This window comes from Pseudarthrobacter sp. 10T415 (genome assembly GCF_056394175.1).
Genome location: NZ_JBFTHJ010000012.1, coordinates 112,652 through 134,797, shown reverse-complemented (window position 1 = coordinate 134,797; position 22,146 = coordinate 112,652). Strand labels below are relative to the sequence as shown.

The window sequence follows — 22,146 nt, the reverse complement described above, 5'->3', positions numbered from 1 at the left end:
TTGCCGGTGTCGATCTGGCAGAAGTCGCAGCGGCGGGTGCATTCGGAGCCGCCGATGAGGAAGGTGGCTTCTTTGTCTTCCCAGCATTCGAAGATGTTGGGGCAGCCGGCTTCTTCGCAGACGGTGTGGAGGCCTTCTTTTTTGACCAGATTCTTGAGTTGGACGAACTCGGGGCCCATTTGGACTTTGGCCTTGATCCATTCCGGTTTGCGTTCCACCGGGGTGGCCGCGTTGCGCTGTTCGATCCGCAGCAACTTCCGGCCTTCGGGTGCCAATGTCACAGTAGAGCTCCTTCGGGGCTTGAAACGAGTGCTTCTTCGTGCTTGCGGAATTCTTCCACGAAGCGGTCGGCGATGTCGCCGGGGCGGATGTCCTTCCCGGTTTCCCGGGACATGGTGGTGACGCCGGCGTCGGTGATGCCGCAGGCGATGATCTGGCCGTACGGGGCGAGGTCGTTGCTGCAGTTAATGGCGACGCCGTGCATGGTCACTCCGTTGAGGACTCGGATGCCGATGGCGGCGATTTTGCGGTCGGGCCCGTTGGCGTCGGCCTTGACCCAGACACCGGCACGGCCCTTAATGCGTTCAGCGCGGATGCCGTAATCGGCCATGACGGCGATCATGACGGCTTCGAGCCGTTCCACATAGTCACGGATCCCGGCGCGGTTCTTGAGTTTCAGGATGGGGTACGCGACGAGCTGGCCTGGACCATGCCAGGTGAGCTTTCCGCCGCGGTCCACGGCCACCACGGGAGTCCCGTCGAAAGGCCGTTCGTGGTCCTCGGTCAGCTTGCCTGCGGTGTAAACGGCTGCATGCTCCAGAAGGAGCACGGTACTGGGTGCCTCACCGGTCACCACTTTTCCGTGAAGTTCGCGTTGAACGTCCCAGGCGTGCTGGTAATCAACGAACTCGGGGGCAAGACCCAGCCCTGAAAACTCAAGAGTCATGCCTTCCAGCTTAGACCCCGCACGGCCGCGGACAGGGTTTAGTGTCTAAGCTCACCAGCGGCCGTACCTGCGCCCACAATGTGACTGGAAGCCCGCGCAGCCTGTGGATAACTTCTGCAACCGTCCGCGGATTCCGCTAGACATGGGACATGGAAGATTTGCACGCTCCAGACGTTCCGGGCTATGCGGTTGACCGGCTCCTGGGCCTGGGAAGCAGCGCGTCTGTCTGGCTGGCCGCTGAGCAGGCCACCGGCAGGAAATACGCCGTCAAGTGCTTCCACCCCGGCTCCGGCGAGTCACGCGGCCGCGGAGTGGAGTCCGAGGACGCAGTGCGAAGGGAAATCCGGATCCTCTCCGTCCTGGACCACCAACACCTGGTCACGGCCCGCGACGCCGTCAGCCTGCACCCCGTGCCGACCGGTGACGCGGAAGGACAGGCTGCGACTGCCCTCATCATGGATTATGCATCCGGCGGCTCCCTGGGCCAGCTCCTTGGTGCCCGCGGCCGGCTCAGCGCCGGCGAGACCGTAACCGTGCTGACCCCCATCGCCCAGGTGCTGTCCTATCTTCATGGGAAAGGATTCACGCATGGGGACGTCTCGCCCGGCAACGTGCTGTTCACCGGCCAGGGCAAGCCGATGCTCTCGGACCTGGGAATTGCCCGGATGCTGGGGGACCCCGCCGGCGGAGCGGGCCACGGGACGCCCGGCTTCGTGGATCCTGCACCGGTGGATGCGGTCCGCGCAGGGCTGCAACCCGAGAGGGACGTCTATGCGGCGGCGGCCCTCGGCTGGTTCTGCCTCACCGGTGCTGCGCCGCCACGCACGGCGGACCGGCCACCGCTGCCGCTCCTGGTTCCCGGTGTTCCTGTTGAACTCGCTGCAGCCCTGGAAGCAGGCCTCAACGAAGACCGCAGGCTCCGTCCAACCGCCGGCGCCCTGGCAACCGCTGTCTACCGCAGTGCCGCCCCTGTACCGGTGGACCTTTCCGCCGCCGTCCATCCCACCGTCATTCCGGAACTCCTGACGCGCAGGCACGTGCCGCAACCCTTGCCGGGTGGGTTGAGGGAACGGTTCGGGGCATTGCGACGGCGGATGGCGACGCCGCCGCGGCTGGCGGGAGTCCCCGCTGCCACACGCGAACCCGCAGCATCGGGCAAACCAGTACTGCGGAAGGACAAGAGTGGTGCCCCTGAGCGCTCCCGGAAGCACGCAGGCGGGCGCCGGAACGGAGCCCACCGCAGCGCGGCCCCACCCAGGGTTCCCTTCCGCCGGACCGTCCTCGCCGTGGGCGCGGCTGCCGCGGCGGCGATGGTCCTGTGGCTGACCCCAGTGTCCCAGGTGGCCCTGGGTGCCCTCAATCCTGCCGGCGACAGCAAGGATGCGGCAGAGGCAGCTTCCGCCCCGGCAGGAGACTCTGCTGCGGTTCAGGCCGGCGGTGCCGCGGCGCTGGACGAGGCCAGGGCACTGGCCGCTTCAGCTCAGCCTGCGGATGCCCTGCGTGGCCTTGCGGCCCTGCGTGACCATGCTTTCCGCAGCGGCCAGGTAAGCCTGCTGGCGGAAGTCAACGCATCCGGGTCGCCGGCGGCCGCCGCCGATCATCTCACTGCGGAGAGGCTGTCAGGTTCGGGCAGGGTACTCTCGGGCTTCATCAGCACGGTCACGGACGTCCGGACCGAACCGGGTGCAACGGAATCGCGCGCGGTTGTCCGGGCCACCGCCGGCACATCAGCCTGGGAAGAGAAGGACACCACGGGAACTGTTGCCGCGAAAGGTGCCGCTGCACCCGGCCAGGCCCTGCGCCTGGTCCTGGTTACAGAGGAGGGAAAATGGCGGATCAGCGAGATCCTCCCCGGCTCCTGAAACCACGCCGCTGCAGCCCGCGCCCTGTTCACCAGTTCAAGGTCAGGCCAGGTCCGCGGCCTTGTCGTTGCCGGCAACCCAGGCGGCCGCCTCCGCCAAACCAGGATGTTCCCAGCGGAAACCGGCTGCCGACAACACGGCAGGCTCCATCCTTTGGCTGGCCAGCAACAGCTCTTCGGCCAGGTCGCGCATCAACAGGCGCAACACCGGGCCCGGGACCCGCAGGACAGCGGGCCGGTGCAGTGCATGGGCCAGTGCGGCCACGATGCTGTTGACGTCAGCCTGTTCGGGGGCGCACAGGTTAACAGGGCCACGGATGTCGGATTCCAGCAGGAACAGGAAAGCCTTTGACACATCCGGCAGGGATATCCAGGGCCAGTACTGGCGGCCGTCCCCGAACGGTCCGCCGATGCCGAGACGCAGGAGGGGGAGCAGCCTGCCCAAGGCGCCGCCGGAGCGGCTGAGGACGACGCCGGTGCGCGGCGTGACAGTCCGTACGCCTGGCGGGGCAGCGGCAGCGGCCTGTTCCCACTCCACACAGATGCGGGACAGGGTGCCGGACCCCGCGGGGGCATTTTCGCGGAGCACGGTGTATCCCGCGTCCCCGTAATACCCGGACCCGGACTGACTGATGAAGGTGGGCGGCGGGCTGTCCACCTGCTGCATGGCCTGGACAAGGGTCTCTGTGGGCCGGAGCCGCGAACTGAACAGGTCCTCCACGCGCTTGCGCGTCCACGGCCGGTCGCCGATTCCGGCGCCCGAAAGATTGACGACGGCGTCCACGCCCTCGAGTGCCCGGGGATCCAGTTCCCCGGCGGCCGGATCCCAGCGGACTTCGGCGGCCGTCTTGGGTTCACGGCGCACCAGGGACACGACGTCGTGCCCGGCCTCCCTGAAGGTGGCTGACATGGACGTGCCGATCATTCCCGAGGCCCCGGACATAAGGATGCGCATGCTCCATCACACCACGGACCCGGCCCCACGGCACGTCCCGCGGCGCCGGGTAAGGGATGACTATGATCGAACGATGACCTCTTCGAGCTACTTCCGTTTTCCGCATCTGCACGGCGATCTGGTCACCTTCGTGGCCGAGGATGACGTCTGGATTGCGCCACTGGACGGGGGCCGCGCGTGGCGTGTCTCCTCGCTCCAGTTGCCCGCCCGCAACCCGCGCTTCACCCCGGACGGCAAGAAGCTGGTGTGGACGGTGGTCCAGGGAACGGCGCCGGAAGTGGTCTCGGCGGACGTCGACGGCGGCGGTTACCGGCAGCTGACCTACTTCGGCCACAGCACCACCCGGGTCAAGGGCTTCACCGCCGGCGGCGCCGTCGTGGTGACCAGCGCGTTCCGGCAGGCCGAAAGCCGTCACACCCACGCGTACAGCGTGCCTCTCGAAGGCGGCTGGGCGGAGGAACTGCCGTTTGGCCCCGTGGAGTCGGTGGCCTTCGGCCCGGAAGTGGGCGATGAGCGCCCGGTGGTGGTGGCCAGCGTGCTGTCCCGCGAACCTGCCTGGTGGAAGAGGTACCGCGGCGGCACAGCAGGGAAGCTGTGGATCGACACTGACGGAAACGGCGAATTCGAACGGCTGCTGCCGGACCTGGAAGGAAACCTTGCGGACCCCCTGTGGGTGGATGGCCGGGTGGCCTTCCTCTCCGACCACGAGGGCTACGGCAACCTCTATTCAGTCCTTCCCAACGGCAAGGACCTGCGCCGGCACACCGACCATGAGGACTTCTACGTCCGCCACGCCGCCACGGACGGCACCCGGGTTATCTTCGAATCCGCCGGTGAACTGTGGGTACTGACGGACCTCGGGTCCGAGGCTGTCCGCCTTGATATCACCCTCGGATCCGCCTCCCAGTCCCGCCGCCCCGCACTCCTGAAGACGTCAAAGCACCTGGGCGCCGCAGTGCCTGATGCCACCGGTTCAGCCAGCGCAGTGGAGGCGCACGGCACCATCCACTGGCTCCGCCACAAGGACGGACCGTCGCGCGTCATCGAGGCCACACCCGGCGTGCGCGGCCGCCTTCCAAGGCCGCTGGGCGACGGCCGGATCGCCTACATTGCTGACCACGGCGGCGTCGAGGCCCTGCATATCAGGGACATCGTGGCAGCCATCGACCACCCGGCCGTCGCCGCAGGAACCATGCCGGCAACGCCGCCCGCCGGCGACACAGCGGAGGCAGCCAATCCCGTGGAAGCAGACACCGGTTCAGCCTCCGGGCGGGCGGATGCCATGGCCTTGCCCCAGCCCGTGCCGGCTGCCGGCGCGGCTGTGCTGGCCGGATCTGCGCAGCCTTCCCCTGTTGTCCTGGCCAGCTCCCGCGCCGGTGGCAGCGACGAACAGCAGCCGGATGGGGCCCCTGGGGAGGGCACCGGCGAACCTTCCGCACCTGCCGTGGCTCCCGCTGCCGCGCAGATTGCCGTCCCGACGCCGTCGCGGGCCAGCGCCCTCGAGGCGAGCCCTGACGGACGGTGGCTCGCCCTGGGCACGTCGTTCGGCGACGTGTACGTCGCCGACGCCGCCTCGGGCGAACTGACCCGGGTGGCCAGCATCGGGGAGGGAACCATTTCCGACCTCGCCTGGTCCGGCGACTCCGCCTGGCTGGTCTGGTCCGAGCCCGTCACCTCCTTCGGATCGCGCAGCCGGCTGCGGGCCGCCAACATCGCGGACCCGGGCTCCGACCCCGTGGAGGTCACCGACGGACGGTTCTGCGACAGGTCTCCGGCGTTCACCCCAGACGGGAAGTACCTGGCCTTCCTCTCCAACCGCAGCTTCGACCCGGTCTACGACGGCCACTCCTTCGACCTGTCCTTCCCGAGCCCCATCAAGCCGTACCTCGTTGCCCTGGCCGCCGGTACGCCGTCGCCGTTCGGACCGGACGTGGCACCCGGGGCAGCTGGTGGAGACGCCGCCGCCGCCGCCGCCGACGCCGACGCACAGGACGGGCCGCCGGCGGTCCGCGTGGATCCCGAAGGCCTGGCCCACCGGGTCATCGGCGTTCCGGTTCCGCAGGGCAACTACACCCGACTCTCGGCAACCAAGGGCGCGCTCCTGTGGCTTGATGCTGCCCTCTCCGGCGTCACCGGCGACGGCAAGGCAAGCCAGGAGGACAAGGACACCCGTCCCAGCCTGGTGCGGTACGACCTCGGCCGGCGCAAGCAGGAGACCCTCGTGGAGTCCCTGGACAGCTACCGGCTCTCCGGCGACCGGACCAAGGCCGTGGTCCTTGCTGACAAGCAGGTCACAGTGGTTCCGTCCGACGCCAAGGCGGACGAGGAATCCGGCAAGCTGGTCAAGGTGGACCTGGGCCGCATTCGCGTGATGATGGACCCCGTCAGCGTCTGGGGGCAGGCCTTCGATGAGGCCTGGCGCCTGCAGCGGGACTTCTTCTGGGCCGAAGACATGGCCGGCCAGGATTGGGACTCGATGCGCAACCGGTACCGTCCCCTGGTGGACCGGCTGGGCTCGCACGACGACCTCGTTGACCTGCTCTGGGAGCTGCACGGCGAACTGGGCACCTCGCATGCCTATGTACGCCCCGCAGCCGTGACGGAGAACGGGAGCCACGGGCAGGGCCGGCTGGGCGCCGATCTGGCCCACACGGCGTCGGGCTGGGAAATCACCCGGATCCTCGCCGGCGAGTCCTCGGATCCGCTGGCCACCTCGCCATTGAACCGGCCCGGGGTCGACGCGAAAGCCGGCGACATCCTGCTGGCCATCGACGGCGTGCCGCTGGCTGAATCGGTCACGCCCGCCATGCAGCTGGTCGGGGCGGCGGGCCGCGCCGTCGAGCTGACCCTGCTGAACGGTGCCGGGCACGGCGATGCCGCCGGCACCCAGCGCCGCGTCGCCGTCGTGCCCGTCAAGGATGAGGAGCGGCTGCGCTACCAGGAATGGGTGGCGTCGAACCGCCGCACCGTCCGGGAAGCCTCAGGCGGTGCCTTCGGCTACCTGCACATCCCGGACATGATGGCCAACGGCTGGGCCCAGTTGCACCGGGACCTCGATACCGAGACCGCGCTGGACGGGCTGATCGTGGATGTGCGGCGCAACCGCGGCGGACACACGTCGCAGCTGGTGGCCGAACTGATTGGCCGCAAGGTGACCGGCTGGAGCATGCCGCGCGGGGAAAAGCCGCGCACCTACCCCCACCACGCACCGAGGGGACCGGTGATTATCCTCGCGGACGAATTCGCCGGCTCCGACGGCGACATCATCACCCAGGTGTCCAAGCTGCGGGGAATCGGCCCGGTCATCGGAACGCGCACCTGGGGCGGCGTGGTGGGCATTGACAACCGCTTCGCCCTGGCCGACGGAACGGGAGTGACCCAGCCGCGCTACGCCACCTGGTTCGGCGGCGGCGTGGGCTGGGGCGTGGAGAACTACGGCGTGGACCCGGACATCGAAGTGACCTTCCCGCCGCATGCCTACGCCGCCGGGCGCGATCCGCAGCTGGAATACGGCATCGGCGCGCTCAAGGAAATGGTCCAGGAACTGCCTACCGACCGTCCTCCGCTCCGTGAGGGCTACCGCCGGCTGCGTCCCGCGCCGCTCCCGGCGCGCAGCCAGGCCAAGGCTTAGCCAGGCGGGCTGCCGCCTGCAGACGGACACGCAAAAAGGCCCTGTTCCTGCCGGACGAACCGGCAGGAACAGGGCCTTTGGCGTTTGTTGGGTCAGGAAGCGAGCGTGGCGTCCAGGCTGATCTCAATGCCGGCCAGCGCCTGCGAAACAGGGCAGCCCTTCTTGGCTGCCTCGGCGATGCGCTGGAAGTCTTCCTCGGAAATGCCGGGAATGCGGGCATTAAGGGTCAGGTGGCTGCCGGTGATGCCGGTGCCCGGCTGGAAGCCCACCTCCGCCTTGGTGTTGACTTCCTCCGGGGTGAAACCGGCCTGGCTGAGTTCGTGGCTGAAGGCCATCGAGAAACACGCCGAGTGTGCCGCTGCGATGAGTTCCTCGGGGCTGGTCTTGCCCTCGGCCGCTTCGGTGCGGGCCTTCCAGGTGACATCGAACGTGCCCAGGCCTGAGCTGTCCAGGGTGGTGTTGCCGGAACCCTCGGTCAGGCTGCCCGTCCATACCGTGTGCGCGTTGCGTGTTGTAGCCATGTCACTCCTCAACGTTGATTCGATCCGGGCGCCGGCATCCGCCGCAGCCCGCCGTTCCCCATCCTAGGGATTTGGCAGCACCGGTGCACAGGTTGTCCGCTGAGAGAGGATTGTGACCGGCCCTGACAACGCACGACGGCGGCGCTCCCGCACAGGGGAAGCGCCGCCGTCGTCAGAGGCACGCGGAGGGGTGGGGCAGCTACCGCCAGAGCGTCGCGATGGCGACGTTCAGCAGTGCCAGGCCGCCCACGCTGTGGGCGAGGCCGATGGAGACCGGTTCGCCCTTCTTGAATTTGCGGCTGCCGATGAAGGCCAGGACGGCAACCACCAGTGCAATGACGAGTTTGATGCCCAGCTTGGCGTAGTTGGCGTCCATGTCCAGGGCGGGGATCAGGCCCATCATCGCCACACCGGTGAGGAGCTGCAGGGCAGCACCATCGAACTGGCGCGGGTGGACGGTGGGCTTCTTCATCTGCCCGATCCAGATGCCGACGATCATGGCGGCGCCGACGATGTGCAGGAAGACCATGACGTTGTAAACGATGTTCATGGCATCAGTCTATCCAGATTCTTCTACGCTCTGTAGTAACCGTCGCGTGCGTGCCCTCCGCAGCGCGTCCCTGGCGCAAAGTCGTTTAAATGCCGCAGCGGCCGGCCGGACGTCCAGTGGATCACCACCGGATGCCGGACAGCCGCCGCGGACTGCGTCCTGGGGTTAGAGGCCCAGGTCCGCTTCGAAGGCGCCCTCTTCGAGGCGTGCCTTCAGGGTCTGGAGGAACCGGCCGGCGTCAGCGCCGTCCACCAGCCGGTGGTCGTACGTCAGCGACAGGTACATCATGGAGCGGATGGCGATCGAGTCGTCACCGTTTTCGTCAGCGACCACTACGGGGCGCTTGACGATGGCACCGGTGCCCAGGATGCCAACCTGCGGCTGGTTGATGATCGGGGTGTCGAACAGGGCGCCCACCGAACCGATGTTGGTGATGCTGAACGTGCCGCCGGACAGTTCGTCCGGGCCGATCTTGCCGGCGCGCGTACGGCCAGCCACATCGGCGATCTTGCCGGCAAGGCCGGCCAGGTTCAGGTTGCCGGCGTCGGAAATGACCGGAACCAGGAGGCCCTTGTCGGTGTCGACGGCGATCGCCAGGTGTTCGGCGTTGTGGTAAGTGATTTCCTGCTTGTCCTCGTCGTACGCAGCGTTGAGCTTGGGGTGCTGCTTGAGGGCCTCGGCCACGGCCTTGGCAATGAACGGCAGGAAGGTCAGCTTGGTGCCGTTCTGGGCCTGGAACGAGTTCTTGGCCTTGAGGCGGAGCTTGGCAACCTTGGTCATGTCCACTTCGTGGACCTGCGTCAGCTGCGTGGAGACCTCGAGGGATTCGCGCATGCGGCGGGCAATGACCTGGCGGATGCGCGGAGCCTTCTGGGTGGTACCGCGGAGCGAGGAAACCTGGCCGTTGCCGGCTGCGGGTGCGGACGCAGCGGGTGCTGCAGCGGGAGCTGCGGCCGGAGCGGCCTTAGCCTCGGCGGCGGCGATGACATCCTGCTTGCGGATGCGGCCGCCGACGCCGGTGCCGGACAGTGCGGAGATGTCCACGCCGTGCTGGTTGGCCAGCTTGCGGACCAGGGGAGTGACGTAGCCGGACTCGCCGCCTGCCGCCGGAGCCTCGGCTGCTGCCGGGGCGGCCTGCGGAGCAGGTGCGGATGCCGGAGCGGGCGCGGCTGCCGGAGCCGGAGCGGCCTTCGGGGCCTCCTGCTTCGGTGCCTCTTGCTTGGGTGCTTCCTGCTTGGGTGCTTCCTGGGCGGGAGCGGCCGGAGCAGCCGGGGCGGCCGCCGGTGCTGCTGCAGCGCCCGAACCGATGACGGCAAGGACGGAACCGACCTCTGCGGTCTCGTCCTCGTTCACGCGGATTTCCTGCAGGGTGCCCGCAACGGGGGACGGGATCTCGGTGTCGACCTTGTCCGTGGAGACCTCGAGCAGCGGCTCGTCCACCTCAACGGTGTCGCCCACGGCCTTCAGCCAGCGGGTGACGGTGCCTTCGGTCACGCTCTCGCCCAGGGCAGGGAGGGTGACGTCGTGGCTTTCGCCACCACCGGCAGCAGGCGCTTCGGCGGCGGGAGCGGCCGGTGCTTCCTCTGCGGGTGCGGCGGGAGCTTCCTGGGCGGGTTCAGCCGCGGCGGCTTCTTCTGCCGGTGCAGCGGCGGGGGCTTCTTCTGCGGGTGCGGAACCGCCGCCGGAGCCATCACCGATGCGGACCAGCGGTGCGCCGACCTCTGCGGTCTCGTCTTCGGCGACCAGGATTTCCTCAATCACGCCAGCGACAGGAGAGGGGATTTCGGTGTCGACTTTGTCGGTGGAGACCTCGAGCAGCGGCTCGTCCACCTCTACCCGGTCACCTACCTGCTTCAGCCAGCGGGTGACGGTTCCTTCGGTGACACTCTCACCGAGGGCGGGCAAGTTAACGGATTCAGACATGTCGTCCCCGTTCTCCTTATTGATCTTTAGTGCGAATGATTGCTGCCTTGTTGGAAGCCTAGTGCACCCGGTCTGCGGGACCGGGTGCACCGGGCTCGGTAATGCTGTGGGGAATCAGCCGTGAAGAGGCTTGCCGGCCAGAGCCAGGTGGGCCTCGCCGAGGGATTCGTTCTGCGTGGGGTGTGCGTGCAGCAGCTGGGCCACATCCTCCGGGTACGCTTCCCAGTTCACGATCAGCTGGGCTTCGCCCACCTGCTCGCCCATGCGGGCACCGATCATGTGGACGCCCACCACGGGGCCGTCCTTCTGGCGGACCAGCTTCACCAGGCCGGAGGTGCCCAGGATGGAGCTCTTGCCGTTGCCGGCCAGGTTGTATTCCTGGGTCTGGACCTGGTCGTCGCCGAACTTTTCCTTGGCAGCCTTCTCGGTGTAGCCAACCGTAGCGATCTCGGGCTCCGAGTAGGTGACCTTGGGGATGTTGATGTCCTCAACGATCACGGGCTTCAGGCCCGCGATTTCCTCGGCTACGAAGATGCCCTGCTGGTAGCCGCGGTGGGCCAGCTGTACACCGGGGACGATGTCGCCCACGGCGTAGATGTTGCCGACGCCGGTGTGCAGGCGCTCGTTGGTGATGACGAAGCCGCGGTCGATGGTGATGCCTGCGTCCTCGTAGCCAAGGTTGGCGGTAACCGGTCCGCGGCCCACGGCAACCAGGAGGAGGTCGGCTTCGAACGTCTTGCCGTCCACCAGGGTGACCTTGACGCCGTCGGCGTTCTGCTCGACGCCCTGGAAGAACACGCCGGTGGAGAACTTGATGCCGCGCTTCTTGAAAGCGCGCTCAAAGTTCTTGATGATGGTGGCGTCCTCGTTGGGGACCAGGGAAGGCAGACCCTCCACGATGGTGACGTCCACGCCGAAGGACTTCCAGACCGAGGCGAACTCGACGCCGATGACGCCGCCGCCCAGGATGATGGCGCTCTTGGGGATGGAGTCCATGGTGAGGGCCTGGTCGGAGGTGATGACCTTGCCGCCGATTTCCAGGCCGGGCAGGGTGCGGGAGTAGGAACCCGTGGCCAGGATGATGTTCTTGCCCTTGTAGGCGGTGCCGTTGACCACGACGGTGTCGGTGCCCTGGAGCTTGCCTTCACCTTCGATGACGGTGATGCCCTTGGACTTGATGAGGCCCTGGAGGCCCTTGTACTTGCCGGCAATGATGCCGTCCTTGTACGCGTTGACGGCGGTCATGTCGATGCTGTCAAGGGTGACGTTCACGCCGTACTTGGCGGAGTCGCGGGCGTGGTCGGCCAGTTCCGCGGAGTGGAGCAGGGCCTTGGTGGGGATGCAGCCGTTGTGGAGGCAGGTGCCGCCCAGCTTGGCTTTCTCCACGAGGCCGACGGTGAGGCCGAGCTGTACTGCCCGGAGCGCCGCGGCGTAGCCGCCGCTGCCGCCGCCGAGTACCAGGATGTCGAATTCTTGCGCAGTTGCCTGATCGGCCACTTAAACGCTCCCTCGCGTGAACGATGACGCGTTCTGCGCGCATCATCTGGTCTTGGAATTGCACTGCCGTGATTATGTCAGCAGGTCAGTTCTCTTGCATTTGTGACTACCGTGGTTCACCTTAGCGAACCACCCATCCATGCTCCACCTTGGCGCAGCGTTTGTGGAGCGCTTGTGTCCAGTGTCACGCGGCCCTGTGGCACAGGGATCACCCGTACCGCAGGGCCGCGTGCACCGTTGCCGCTCCGCGGAGTCAGGCTGCGGCCAGGATGTCCTCGACGTAGGCGACGAGGGTACGGACCGTGCAGCCGGTGCCCTGCTTGTGCGTGTAGCCGTACGGGCTGCCGTTGTTGAAGGACGGGCCGGCGATGTCGATGTGCGCCCAGGGGATCTGTTCGCCCTGCTTGTCCTGGCCCACGAATTCGCGCAGGAACACGGCAGCGGTCATCATGCCGCCATGGCGTTCGCCGATGTTGGCCAGGTCCGCCACCTGGGAATCCAGGGTGGGGCGCAGTTCCTCGGGGAGAGGCATGGGCCATACGAGTTCGCCGGCGCGGTCCGCAGCCGACTTGAGGGCTCCGGTGATGGTGTCCGAGCCCATGACGCCTGCGGTCCGGTTGCCCAGGGCGATGAGTTGCGCACCCGTGAGGGTTGCGACGTCAATGATGGCGTCCGGGTATTCGCGGCTGGCTGCCACGATTCCGTCGGCCATGACCAGGCGGCCTTCGGCGTCCGTGTTGAGGACTTCCACGGTCTTGCCGCCGAACATCGTCAGGACGTCGGCGGGACGGGACGCTGCACCCGACGGCATGTTCTCGGCGATGCAGAGCCACGCGGTGGCCTTGACCGGCAGGCCCAGTCCGGCGATGGCCAGGACAGTGTTAAGGACGACGGCGGCGCCGGCCATGTCGCTCTTCATATCGCCCATGCCGAGGGCCGGCTTGATGGAGATGCCGCCGGTGTCGAACGTGATGCCCTTGCCCACGAGCGCGATGCTGGACGCAGCCTTGGCAGGGGAGTACTCCACCTTGACCAGGCGCGGCTGGCGCGTGGAGCCCTTACCGACGCCCATGATGCCGCCGAAGCCTTCCTTTTCCAGGCGCTTCTCGTCCCAGACCGTCACCTTGACGGGCAGGCCCTTGGCCAGGTCCTTCGCTGCTTCGGCGAACGACTCCGGGTACAGGTGGCTGGGCGGGGTGTTGACCAGCGAACGCGTGGCGTTGACAGCCTTGGCTACCAGGCCCGCGCGCTTCAGTGCGGTGCCGAGTTCCTTCTGCTCCACCACATCGGTGAAAATCAGTGCGTTGGCAACCGGGTCCTTGAGCCCGTCCTTGGCGGACCGGAACTCGGTGAAGGAGTACGCACCCAGCGCCGCACCCTCGGCGACGGCCTCGACGTCGGCGACTGACGCCGTCGGGAACGCCAGCGCCACCGTTGCCAGCCCGGCCAGTTGCCGGACCGCGGAACCGGCGGCGCGGCGGAGCGATTCTGCGGCGAGCGGCTTTCCTGCCTGTACCTTGCCCACGCCCGCCAGCACCAGGATGCCCGCACCGGTTTCCGGCAGGCCGGGCAGCCGGACCACCTGGTCTGCTGCGCCGGTGATGCCCAGTGCCTTGAGGGAGTCGGTGAGGGCTTCAGCCGATTTTGCCGTCAATGGGTTGTCCAGAAGGACCGGCCCGTCGGTTCCCTGCCCCACCCCGATGACCACGGCGTCGCTGGGGCTCTTCTTCAGGTCCCGGGAGACGGTACTAAGGTTGATTTCAGTATTCTTGACCACAGGGATGAGTCCTCAATTCTCGAAAAGATCGGGCGGGGATGCATGTTCGGCTCCCGCCATGGTGGCCCGGAGGCGGCCGTTCCGGACGCGGCCCGGGCGAAAAGCAGGCCCGGCTGGCAGGCCAGTTCCGATCGTAGCCCTTCGCCGGTGCGCCGGGAGAATTTCCTGAGATGTGCACCACACGGTGGGGCGGAATGCCGCGTCCCAACTCTGCGTTATGCCTATTGACCACCCCAACCAGTGAAAGGACCATGGCGTGCTTGAAAGGATCTCCGGCTCCCTGCTGGACCCCGACGCTCTCTATGCGAGCAACATTGAGCTGTTCCACAGCCCTGAGCTTCGCGGCCTGAACCTGGTGATGGGGTTTACCGGCTTCGCGGACGCGGGCCACGTGGTGAAGCAGATCAATGCCGAACTGCTGGACTCCCTTGATGCCCAGCCCGTCGCCGTCTTCGACGCCGACCAGCTGATTGACTACCGGTCCCGCAGGCCCCACGTGAGCTTTGTCGAAGACCATATCCAGGACTACCAGGAGCCGCGGCTGGCGCTGTACCGGCTGGTTGACGGGCTGGGGAAGCCGTTCCTGCTGCTGGCGGGGTTCGAGCCCGACCTTCAGTGGGAGCGCTTCGCCCGTGCCGTGGTGGGCATCGTGGAGAAACTGGACGTCAACCTCGTCACGTGGATCCATTCGATTCCCATGCCGGTGCCGCACACCCGTCCGGTAGGTGTGACAGTGCACGGAAACCGGCCCGAGCTCATCGAGGGCATCTCCGTGTGGAAGCCAACTGTGGAGGTTCCCGCCGCCGTCGGCCACATCCTGGAGCTGCGCCTCGTCGAGGCGAACCGCAACGTTGCCGGCTACGTCATCCACGTGCCGCACTATTTGGCTGAAGCCGAATACCCCACCGCCGCGGTTGCGGGCCTGGAGTACCTGGGTGCTGCCACGTCCCTCATGCTGCCCACGGACCGGCTGCGCGAATCGGGCCGCGACGTGAGCCGCCAGATCGCCGAGCAGATCGAGGCCTCGGACGAGGTCCAGCAGGTGGTCTCCCGGTTGGAAACCCGTTACGACGAAAAGTCCGACGGCATCGTCCGCCGGTCCCTGCTCGCCGACGAGAATGACGAGCTTCCCGACGCCGATGTGCTGGGTGCCGCCGTCGAGGCCTACCTCGCACGGGAGAACCCAGGGCAGTAGCCGGCGGCGCGTGCTGCGGTGGGGCCTGCGGCATGCGGGCATAATGAAGACGTGACTGCACCCCGCGCCTGGCTGATTTGGACCGTCGGTGTTTTCGGGTACCTGGTGGCCGTGTCCCAGCGCACGTCCTTCGGCGTGGTGGGGCTCGAGGCCACCGAGCGGTTCCATGCCAGCGCATCGGCAATCTCGTTCTTCACTGTCCTGCAGTTGCTGGTCTACGCGGCCCTGCAGATCCCCGTGGGGCTCCTGGTGGACAGGTTCGGTTCACGGGCCATGATCGCCGGTGGCGCCGTCCTGATGGGCCTGGGCCAGCTTCAGCTGGCCTTTGCCGACAGCATTCCCGGCGGTGTCCTGGGCCGCGTCCTGGTGGGCGCCGGTGATGCGATGACCTTTATTTCCGTGATCCGGCTGATCCCGCTGTGGTTCGCGCCCGCCAGGGTTCCCCTCGTCACCCAGCTGACCGGCATGTCCGGCCAGCTGGGCCAGCTCATCAGCGTGATCCCCTTCGCCTTCGTCCTGCACTCGTCCGGCTGGACGCCCGCGTTCCTGATGCTCGCCGGCATGTCCGGTGTGGCCGTGGTGCTGGTGGTGGTCCTGCTGCAGGACGTTCCGCCCGGCGTAGAACGGCCCTCATCGCAGCAGGGGCTGAAGGCGACGGGCGTGTCCTTAGCCCGCGCGTGGCGCCAGCCCGGCACCCGGCTGGGAATGTGGAGCCACTTCACCATCCAGTTCAGCGGAACCGTGTTCGCCATGACGTGGGGCTACCCTTTCCTGATTTCCGGACAGGGCCTGGACGCCGGCACTGTTGCGTCCCTCATGGCGCTGTACGTGGCTGCGGCGATGGCGGTGGGTCCGTTCATTGGCCGTTTCGTCTCCCGGCACCCGCTGCGGCGCTCCACGATGGTCCTGCTCATCGCCGCGGTGACGGCGGCCGCCTGGGCCGCGGTCCTGCTCATCCCCGGCCGTGCCCCGCTCTGGCTGCTGGCCATCCTGGTGGTGGCCCTGGCCATCGGCGGCCCCGGGTCCATGATCGGCTTCGACTTTGCCCGGACCTTCAACCCCGCCCACCGCATCGGCACCGCCACTGGAATCGTGAACGTTGGCGGCTTTATCGCCGCGCTGACGGCCATCTTCCTGATCGGCCTCGTGCTGGACCTCCTGTACGCCAGTGGATTCTCCAACGGCGTCCTCTACGGGCTCGATCCCTTCCGCATCGCCCTTAGCCTCCAGTTCCTCCTCCTCGGGTTCGGGGCGGCCGCAGTGATCGGGTGCCGGCGGAAGGTCCGGCGCCGGATGGCTGAGCAGGGCGTGGTGGTTCCGCCGCTGCGGACTGCCCTTGCCAGGCAGCGCCGCGAGAACCTGGCGCGGCGCAACCAGAACACTCCCTCGGGCGACTGACCAGTCCTCCACAACCGGTATCCGCCGTCACTGTTCGGTGGATTTCCGGATGTTTGTTGGTGGACGCCGCCGCCTGCGGACGACGCCGGGATGGACTTGTCCACTTAGCCAGGCCCGCACCTTTCCGGCGACGGACGCCCGGCGGATCGTGGAGCCATGACAGCTCCCGATCGCCTCACCGTCACCGGACCCGCGGACATCCTCGGTTTCATTCCGCATTCGCTGGGCTACTGGCCTTCCGACAGCCTCGTGGCCATGACCATGCACGGCAGGCAGCTTGGTGCCACGCTTCGGCTCGACCTGCCGGCACCTGAAGGGGATGCCGCGCCGGAGCACTATCTGCGGGCGGTACGCGGCTACCTTGATGCTGACACGAGTGCTGACGGCACGCTGCTGGCCGTCTTCACCAGCGACATTCACCTGGCCGCAGACACTTATGGCCCGCTGTTGGCCGGGCTTGCGCCCGTCCTGGATCAGGCCGGCATGCCGGTCCGGGACGCATGGTACGTCGGCGCGGACTACTGGCGGGACGCGTACTGCCTGGACGCCGAGTGCTGCCCCGCTCCCGGACGCCCCGTCCAGGAAATCCGCGACAGCGCACTCAACGCGGAAATGGTGTACCGCGGAAGCAGTGTGGGACCGGCGCCCGAACGGCAGGAGGCTGCTGCCCGGCCCGTTCCCGCCATGCACCGGGCCGCCGCCATGGAGGCCGAGGAAGAGTGGGTATGCGGGCTGTCGCCGCGGCGCCGCAGCCTGGCACAGTTCCGGCTGGTCCTGGATGTGTGGGAGGACCTGCTCGCCCGGCCTGCCGGGCTGCCCTGGGTACCGGAAGTGGACCGCGACGGCTTCCTGTCCGCCTCCCTCCTGGTCCCGCATTGGCGGGACGCTGTGATGGTGATGAGCGCAGCAGGGAGGAACGCGGCCGAGGCCGGCGTGGAAGGCCTCTGCCTCTTCGACGACGCCCTTCAGCTGGAGGCGATCAGCCCCCTGTGGGTACCGGGCGAGGACGCCGGCATGCCCGGCGGCGCGGATGGGCCACGTCCAGCAGGGGAGTGCTGGGGGATTGCACGGCTTCACGCGGCGCACCGTACAGCGCCGGCGTCCGTCGACCGGGAAGTGCCGAACTACGGGGCGGTCCTGATGGGCATGGCGCCCGAAGTCCCGGACTGGGCAGGCATGGACGGGTTGGACCGCATCCTGGCGGAGCTGGCCGCGTTGGGCGGCCAGGCGGCCGCAGCGGCGCTGACCGGCCGCGGCTGGATCTCATGGTGCCGCGGCCGCGGTTCCTATGCCGCCCGGCACCTGAGTGACGCACTGAGCGCCGAGCCCGGGTACCGGCTTGCGGAACTGATCCTGGAGCTGGTGGGCCGTGGATCCATTTGCGGTTGGGCGGCCAGGAAGGAATCCGCCTGGCAGAAGTTCGGTCCCGGAGCCGCGGCGTGAGTGAAGGCCGCGGATAGAGGCGGCACGTCCGGAAGCAGCCCCTGGGAGCCGGGGGAGGCCCGATACGGCGAAACATGAGACAATGGATGCCGAGACCCGGTTGGGTCCGTGTATCGAGCACCAGCAGTATTGCCCTTCGGGGAACAATACGGCCGCTCCGGTAGTTGTCCTATTAGACTCTGCCGGCCGTGGTGGCGCTTGATTTCCATCACGGACTTGACAGGGTCATAGTGGTGTTGCCCGTATGGCGATTCCACAGACCACCGCAAGAAAGGTTTTCTGTGACCCCGTCTTCCACGAAGAAGGACCCCGCCGCCCAGGACAATGTGTCCGCCGAGGAGAAGCAGGCTGCGACCAACGCCAAGCGGGCCGCTACGCGGGCAGCCAACAAGGCTTCCTCCGGTGCGGACGGCAAGCCCGAGCCCAAGAAGCGCGGGCCCAAGCCCGGCGCCAAGGCGGCCGCGGAGGCTGCCAACAAGGCTTCTGCCGACGACGCTGACGAGGCTGAGGACGCCGAGGAGGAACTCGACGAGAGCCTCCTGGAAGGCGCCGAAGCTGCTGAAGAGAGCGAAGCCACCACTGCCAAGGGTGCCGTCGGCAGCGGCAAGGGCTTTGTCTACTCTGATGCCGACGACGACGACGCTCCCGTCCAGCAGGTCATGTCGGCCGGCGCCACGGCCGACCCCGTCAAGGACTACCTGAAGCAGATCGGCAAGGTGGCACTGCTCAACGCTGAGCAGGAAGTGGACCTTGCACTGCGGATTGAAGCCGGCCTGTTCGCCGAGGAGAAGATCGCCGCCGACGACGGTTCCATGGAGCCGAAGTACAAGCGCGAACTCGAATTCATCATCCACGACGGCAAGCGCGCCAAGAACCACCTGCTGGAGGCCAACCTCCGCCTGGTGGTCTCACTGGCCAAGCGCTACACCGGCCGCGGCATGCTCTTCCTGGACCTGATCCAGGAAGGCAACCTGGGCCTGATCCGGGCCGTGGAGAAGTTCGACTACACCAAGGGCTTCAAGTTCTCCACGTACGCCACGTGGTGGATCCGCCAGGCCATCACCCGTGCCATGGCCGACCAGGCCCGTACCATCCGTATCCCGGTGCACATGGTGGAAGTCATCAACAAGCTGGCCCGCGTCCAGCGCCAGATGCTGCAGGACCTGGGCCGCGAACCCACGCCCGAGGAACTGGCACTGGAACTCGACATGACTCCTGAAAAGGTTGTCGAGGTCCAGAAGTACGGCCGCGAACCCATCTCCCTCCACACCCCGCTGGGTGAAGACGGCGACTCCGAGTTCGGTGACCTCATCGAGGACTCCGAAGCCGTGGTTCCCGCCGACGCCGTGAGCTTCACGCTGCTGCAGGAGCAGCTGCACTCCGTTCTGGACACCCTGTCCGAGCGCGAAGCCGGCGTCGTGGCCATGCGTTTCGGCCTGACCGACGGACAGCCGAAGACTTTAGACGAAATCGGCAAGGTCTACGGAGTCACGCGCGAGCGGATCCGCCAGATCGAATCGAAGACCATGTCCAAGCTGCGCCACCCGTCACGCTCCCAGGTGCTGCGCGACTACCTCGACTAGGCATCACGCGACGCCGGGCTCCGGCAGCAAGGCAGCTCAGCGGGCCGGTCCGGATTCCTCCAGCAGGGGTCCGGGCCGGCCCGCTGCCGTTCCCGGCGTCGTTCGGCTGAATCGGCGCCGTTCAGCAGAACCGGCCCCGATCGGGCCGAGCCGGCATCGCAGCAAAGCAACGTTAAAGCAAAAGGGTGGGACCCCTCCGATCGGAGGGGTCCCACCCTTTGGACGTTGTGCTGTCCCTAGTCGATTTCCACGGCTTCCTTCTGGTGAAGCTTGCCCGTCTCATCGTGCCAGTCCGAGCTCAGGGGCTTGAGCGTCGCTTCGACGGCACGGGCATGGTGGCCGCAGAACAGCAGCTCACCGCCGGAGGACTCGAGTACAACCCGGACATACGCTTGAGCTCCGCAACGGTCGCACCGGTCGAGTGCGTTGAGTGTGCGGTCTGCCACTGCTGTTGTCATAATCGGCCTCCTTAGTAGATCTGTATGTCTATATAACCAGTATTCGTATCCAAACCATCGCAAGGATGGACCAAGTTCGCTGACCGCGTATCCGCAAGCTTCGGTCAAGATTGGCCCCTGCCTGGTTCACGGCGGCTGAGTGGTGCGGTCCACACGGGCCGCAAAGAGTGGCAACCGCAGCTCCGGGCCGGGGCCGACTACCCTAGAGGGAGCGCTTATGCGCCTGCTGTTCCGTCCCTGAAGGAGTTCATCACCAGTGGCACCAAGCTCTGAGTACACCGCCCGGCATCTGTCAGTCCTGGAAGGCCTGGAGGCCGTCCGCAAGCGCCCGGGCATGTATATCGGCTCAACCGACTCGCGCGGCCTGATGCACTGCCTCTGGGAAATCATCGACAACTCCGTGGATGAGGCCCTGGCCGGCTTTGGCCACGACATCCGCATCATCCTGCATGCGGACAACTCCGTGGAAATCCACGACGACGGCCGCGGCATCCCCATCGACAAGGAACCCAAGACGGGACTCACCGGCGTCGAAGTGGTCTTTACCAAGCTGCACGCCGGCGGCAAGTTCGGCGGCGGCTCCTACACGGCCTCCGGCGGCCTGCACGGCGTGGGCGCCTCGGTGGTCAACGCGCTGTCATCCCGGCTGGACGTGGAAGTTGACCGGGGCGGGAAGACCTACCGGATGTCCTTCCGCAGGGGCGAGCCCGGCCGGTTCAAGGATGTTGGCAGCAAGATCGATCCTGCCGCTGCGTTCACCCCGTTCGTTGACGACTCGGTGCTCGACATCGCCGGCAAGGCCAAGCGCGGCGTCACGGGCACCCGCATCCGCTACTGGGCGGACCGCCAGATCTTCACGCCCGACGCCAAGTTTTCCTACGACGAACTGGCAGCCCGCGCACGGCAGACGTCGTTCCTGGTGCCGGGCCTGAAGCTGACCGTCCGTGATGAACGCCGGGTCCCCGGAACCCCGGGCGAGGCCGGCCCGCACGAGGAAGTGTTCCACCACGACGGCGGCATCTCCGAGTTCGTCGACTTCCTGGCCGCAGACCCGCCCGTGACAGACGTCTGGCGGCTGCACGGTTCTGGCAAGTTCAAGGAAACCGTCCCCGTCCTCGATGAGCGCGGCCACAGCCAGCTTGCAGAAGTGGAACGGGACTGTGAGGTGGATGTCGCCCTCCGGTGGGGCATCGGCTACGACAGCACCGTCCGCAGCTTCGTCAACATCATCTCCACGCCGAAGGGCGGAACGCACCAGTCCGGCTTCGAGCAGGCGCTCGTGAAGACCTTCCGAAAAGCCGTGGAAACCAATGCCCGCAAGCTCAAGGCCGGCAACGACAAGATTGAAAAGGACGACATTTTTGCCGGCCTGACGGCAGTCCTGACCGTCCGACTTGCCGAGCCGCAGTTCGAAGGCCAGACCAAGGAAATCCTTGGCACCTCCGCCGTCAGGGCCATCGTGGCCAAGGTGGTGGAACGGGAGATCGTTGCCAAACTGAGCTCCGCCAACCGCAACGACAAGGCGCAGTCGGCCCTGCTGCTCGAGAAGATCGTCAGCGAGATGAAATCGCGCATCTCGGCCCGTGTGCACAAGGAGACCCAGCGGCGGAAGAACGCGCTGGAAACCTCCTCGATGCCCACCAAGCTCGCAGACTGCCGGACGGACGACGTCGAACGTTCCGAACTCTTCATCGTCGAAGGCGACTCGGCGCTGGGAACTGCCAAGCTGGCACGGTCCTCCGACTTTCAGGCGCTGCTGCCCATCCGCGGCAAGATCCTCAACGTACAGAAGGCCTCTGTGGGGGACATGCTCTCCAACGCCGAATGCGCGGCCCTCATCCAGGTGGTGGGCGCAGGGTCCGGCCGCAGCTTCGACATCAGTGCGGCCCGTTACGGCAAGGTCATCCTGATGACGGATGCCGACGTGGACGGCGCCCATATCCGCACGCTCCTGCTGACGCTCTTCTTCCGCTACATGCGCCCGATGATCGAGAAGGGCCGGGTGTTCGCTGCCGTCCCGCCGCTGCACCGGGTGGAAGTGGTCAACGCCGGCCAGAAGGCCAACGAGATGATCTACACCTACTCCGAGGCCGAGCTGCACGTGCTGCTGGCCAGGCTGGCCAAGGAAGGCAAGCGGTACAAGGAACCCATCCAGCGGTACAAGGGCCTGGGCGAAATGGACGCGGAGCAACTGGCCGAGACCACCATGGACCCGCGGCACCGGATGCTCCGCAAAGTGGGGATCGCCGAACTGGAAGAGGCCGAGAAGACCTTTGACCTGCTGATGGGCTCTGACGTGTCTCCGCGCAAGGACTTCATCATCGCGGGCGCCGCAAGCCTGGACCGGGAGCGCATCGACGCCTGATGCCGGGCGCTGGGCCGGGCTGACGGCGCACCGCCCTCCGCGC

The 22,146-nt window shown here is 67.0% G+C and carries 15 protein-coding genes and 1 pseudogene; 7 read left to right on the top strand and 9 right to left on the bottom strand.

The features are described from left to right. Positions 1-281 (bottom strand): annotated as a pseudogene (locus AC1DBN_RS15585) (lipoyl synthase); the annotation flags it as partial. Continuing rightward, positions 278-946 (bottom strand): lipoyl(octanoyl) transferase LipB, encoded by a 669-nt coding sequence (gene lipB / locus AC1DBN_RS15580; RefSeq protein WP_091719538.1) that lies wholly within the window; start codon positions 944-946, stop codon positions 278-280. The pseudogene AC1DBN_RS15585 and the gene lipB, both read right to left, overlap by 4 nt. A gap of 149 nt (positions 947-1,095) precedes the next feature. Between lipB and AC1DBN_RS15575 the strand changes: the two genes are divergently transcribed. Then, the gene (locus AC1DBN_RS15575) at positions 1,096-2,808 is read left to right on the top strand and encodes a serine/threonine-protein kinase (RefSeq protein ID WP_091719540.1); all 1,713 of its coding nucleotides are present in this window, start codon (positions 1,096-1,098) and stop codon (positions 2,806-2,808) included. A gap of 42 nt (positions 2,809-2,850) precedes the next feature. Here AC1DBN_RS15575 and AC1DBN_RS15570 read toward each other — a convergent pair whose 3' ends face one another. Continuing rightward, entirely contained in the window at positions 2,851-3,762 is a 912-nt protein-coding gene (locus AC1DBN_RS15570) for a TIGR01777 family oxidoreductase (protein ID WP_091719542.1), read from the bottom strand. Between the two features lie 73 nt (positions 3,763-3,835). Between AC1DBN_RS15570 and AC1DBN_RS15565 the strand changes: the two genes are divergently transcribed. Next, a complete protein-coding gene (locus AC1DBN_RS15565) occupies positions 3,836-7,393 on the top strand; it encodes a S41 family peptidase (RefSeq protein ID WP_091719544.1) in 3,558 nt (1,185 codons plus the stop codon). 92 nt (positions 7,394-7,485) lie between these two features. Here the strand turns inward: AC1DBN_RS15565 and AC1DBN_RS15560 are convergent, their stop codons facing one another. The 5 genes from AC1DBN_RS15560 to AC1DBN_RS15540 form a co-directional block, all read right to left on the bottom strand. Beyond that, the gene (locus AC1DBN_RS15560; protein ID WP_015936811.1) at positions 7,486-7,914 is read right to left on the bottom strand and encodes an OsmC family protein; all 429 of its coding nucleotides are present in this window, start codon (positions 7,912-7,914) and stop codon (positions 7,486-7,488) included. A 199-nt stretch (positions 7,915-8,113) separates the two neighbouring features. Further along, positions 8,114-8,464, bottom strand: a complete 351-nt coding sequence (locus AC1DBN_RS15555; protein ID WP_015936812.1) for a hypothetical protein — start codon at positions 8,462-8,464, stop codon at positions 8,114-8,116. Between the two features lie 165 nt (positions 8,465-8,629). Continuing rightward, entirely contained in the window at positions 8,630-10,387 is a 1,758-nt protein-coding gene (sucB, locus tag AC1DBN_RS15550) for a 2-oxoglutarate dehydrogenase, E2 component, dihydrolipoamide succinyltransferase (protein WP_091719546.1), read from the bottom strand. A gap of 114 nt (positions 10,388-10,501) precedes the next feature. Then, the gene (gene lpdA, locus AC1DBN_RS15545; RefSeq protein ID WP_015936814.1) at positions 10,502-11,884 is read right to left on the bottom strand and encodes a dihydrolipoyl dehydrogenase; all 1,383 of its coding nucleotides are present in this window, start codon (positions 11,882-11,884) and stop codon (positions 10,502-10,504) included. Between the two features lie 253 nt (positions 11,885-12,137). Beyond that, entirely contained in the window at positions 12,138-13,661 is a 1,524-nt protein-coding gene (locus AC1DBN_RS15540; protein ID WP_091719550.1) for a leucyl aminopeptidase, read from the bottom strand. Between the two features lie 256 nt (positions 13,662-13,917). On the opposite strand from AC1DBN_RS15540, the gene AC1DBN_RS15535 reads away from it, so the two are divergent. The 4 genes from AC1DBN_RS15535 (at position 13,918) to AC1DBN_RS15520 (ending at position 19,280) form a co-directional block, all read left to right on the top strand. Next, complete coding sequence (locus AC1DBN_RS15535; RefSeq protein ID WP_056084759.1) at positions 13,918-14,856, top strand: proteasome assembly chaperone family protein; 939 nt, start codon at positions 13,918-13,920, stop codon at positions 14,854-14,856. A 51-nt stretch (positions 14,857-14,907) separates the two neighbouring features. Continuing rightward, complete coding sequence (locus tag AC1DBN_RS15530; protein ID WP_091719552.1) at positions 14,908-16,254, top strand: MFS transporter; 1,347 nt, start codon at positions 14,908-14,910, stop codon at positions 16,252-16,254. Positions 16,255-16,410: 156 nt separating this feature from the next. After that, positions 16,411-17,697 carry a DUF4192 domain-containing protein gene (locus AC1DBN_RS15525; protein ID WP_477723591.1) on the top strand — a complete coding sequence of 429 codons (1,287 nt, stop codon included), beginning with the start codon at positions 16,411-16,413 and terminating at the stop codon, positions 17,695-17,697. 281 nt (positions 17,698-17,978) lie between these two features. Continuing rightward, positions 17,979-19,280: an RNA polymerase sigma factor gene (locus AC1DBN_RS15520; RefSeq protein WP_056084749.1), complete on the top strand. Its 1,302-nt coding sequence runs from the start codon at positions 17,979-17,981 to the stop codon at positions 19,278-19,280. A 236-nt stretch (positions 19,281-19,516) separates the two neighbouring features. On the opposite strand, the gene AC1DBN_RS15515 is transcribed toward AC1DBN_RS15520, so the two are convergent. Further along, positions 19,517-19,738 (bottom strand): DUF7455 domain-containing protein, encoded by a 222-nt coding sequence (locus tag AC1DBN_RS15515; RefSeq protein WP_091719557.1) that lies wholly within the window; start codon positions 19,736-19,738, stop codon positions 19,517-19,519. A gap of 256 nt (positions 19,739-19,994) precedes the next feature. On the opposite strand from AC1DBN_RS15515, the gene AC1DBN_RS15510 reads away from it, so the two are divergent. After that, positions 19,995-22,103, top strand: a complete 2,109-nt coding sequence (locus AC1DBN_RS15510; RefSeq protein WP_477723590.1) for a DNA gyrase/topoisomerase IV subunit B — start codon at positions 19,995-19,997, stop codon at positions 22,101-22,103. Positions 22,104-22,146 lie beyond the last annotated feature (43 nt).

Coding starts and splice junctions, on each gene's coding strand:
- lipB (WP_091719538.1), bottom strand. CDS start 946: ATGACTCTTGAGTTTTCAGGGCTGGGTCTTGCCCCCGAGTTCGTTGAT.
- AC1DBN_RS15575 (WP_091719540.1), top strand. CDS start 1,096: ATGGAAGATTTGCACGCTCCAGACGTTCCGGGCTATGCGGTTGACCGG.
- AC1DBN_RS15570 (WP_091719542.1), bottom strand. CDS start 3,762: ATGCGCATCCTTATGTCCGGGGCCTCGGGAATGATCGGCACGTCCATG.
- AC1DBN_RS15565 (WP_091719544.1), top strand. CDS start 3,836: ATGACCTCTTCGAGCTACTTCCGTTTTCCGCATCTGCACGGCGATCTG.
- AC1DBN_RS15560 (WP_015936811.1), bottom strand. CDS start 7,914: ATGGCTACAACACGCAACGCGCACACGGTATGGACGGGCAGCCTGACC.
- AC1DBN_RS15555 (WP_015936812.1), bottom strand. CDS start 8,464: ATGAACATCGTTTACAACGTCATGGTCTTCCTGCACATCGTCGGCGCC.
- sucB (WP_091719546.1), bottom strand. CDS start 10,387: ATGTCTGAATCCGTTAACTTGCCCGCCCTCGGTGAGAGTGTCACCGAA.
- AC1DBN_RS15525 (WP_477723591.1), top strand. CDS start 16,411: ATGACAGCTCCCGATCGCCTCACCGTCACCGGACCCGCGGACATCCTC.
- AC1DBN_RS15515 (WP_091719557.1), bottom strand. CDS start 19,738: ATGACAACAGCAGTGGCAGACCGCACACTCAACGCACTCGACCGGTGC.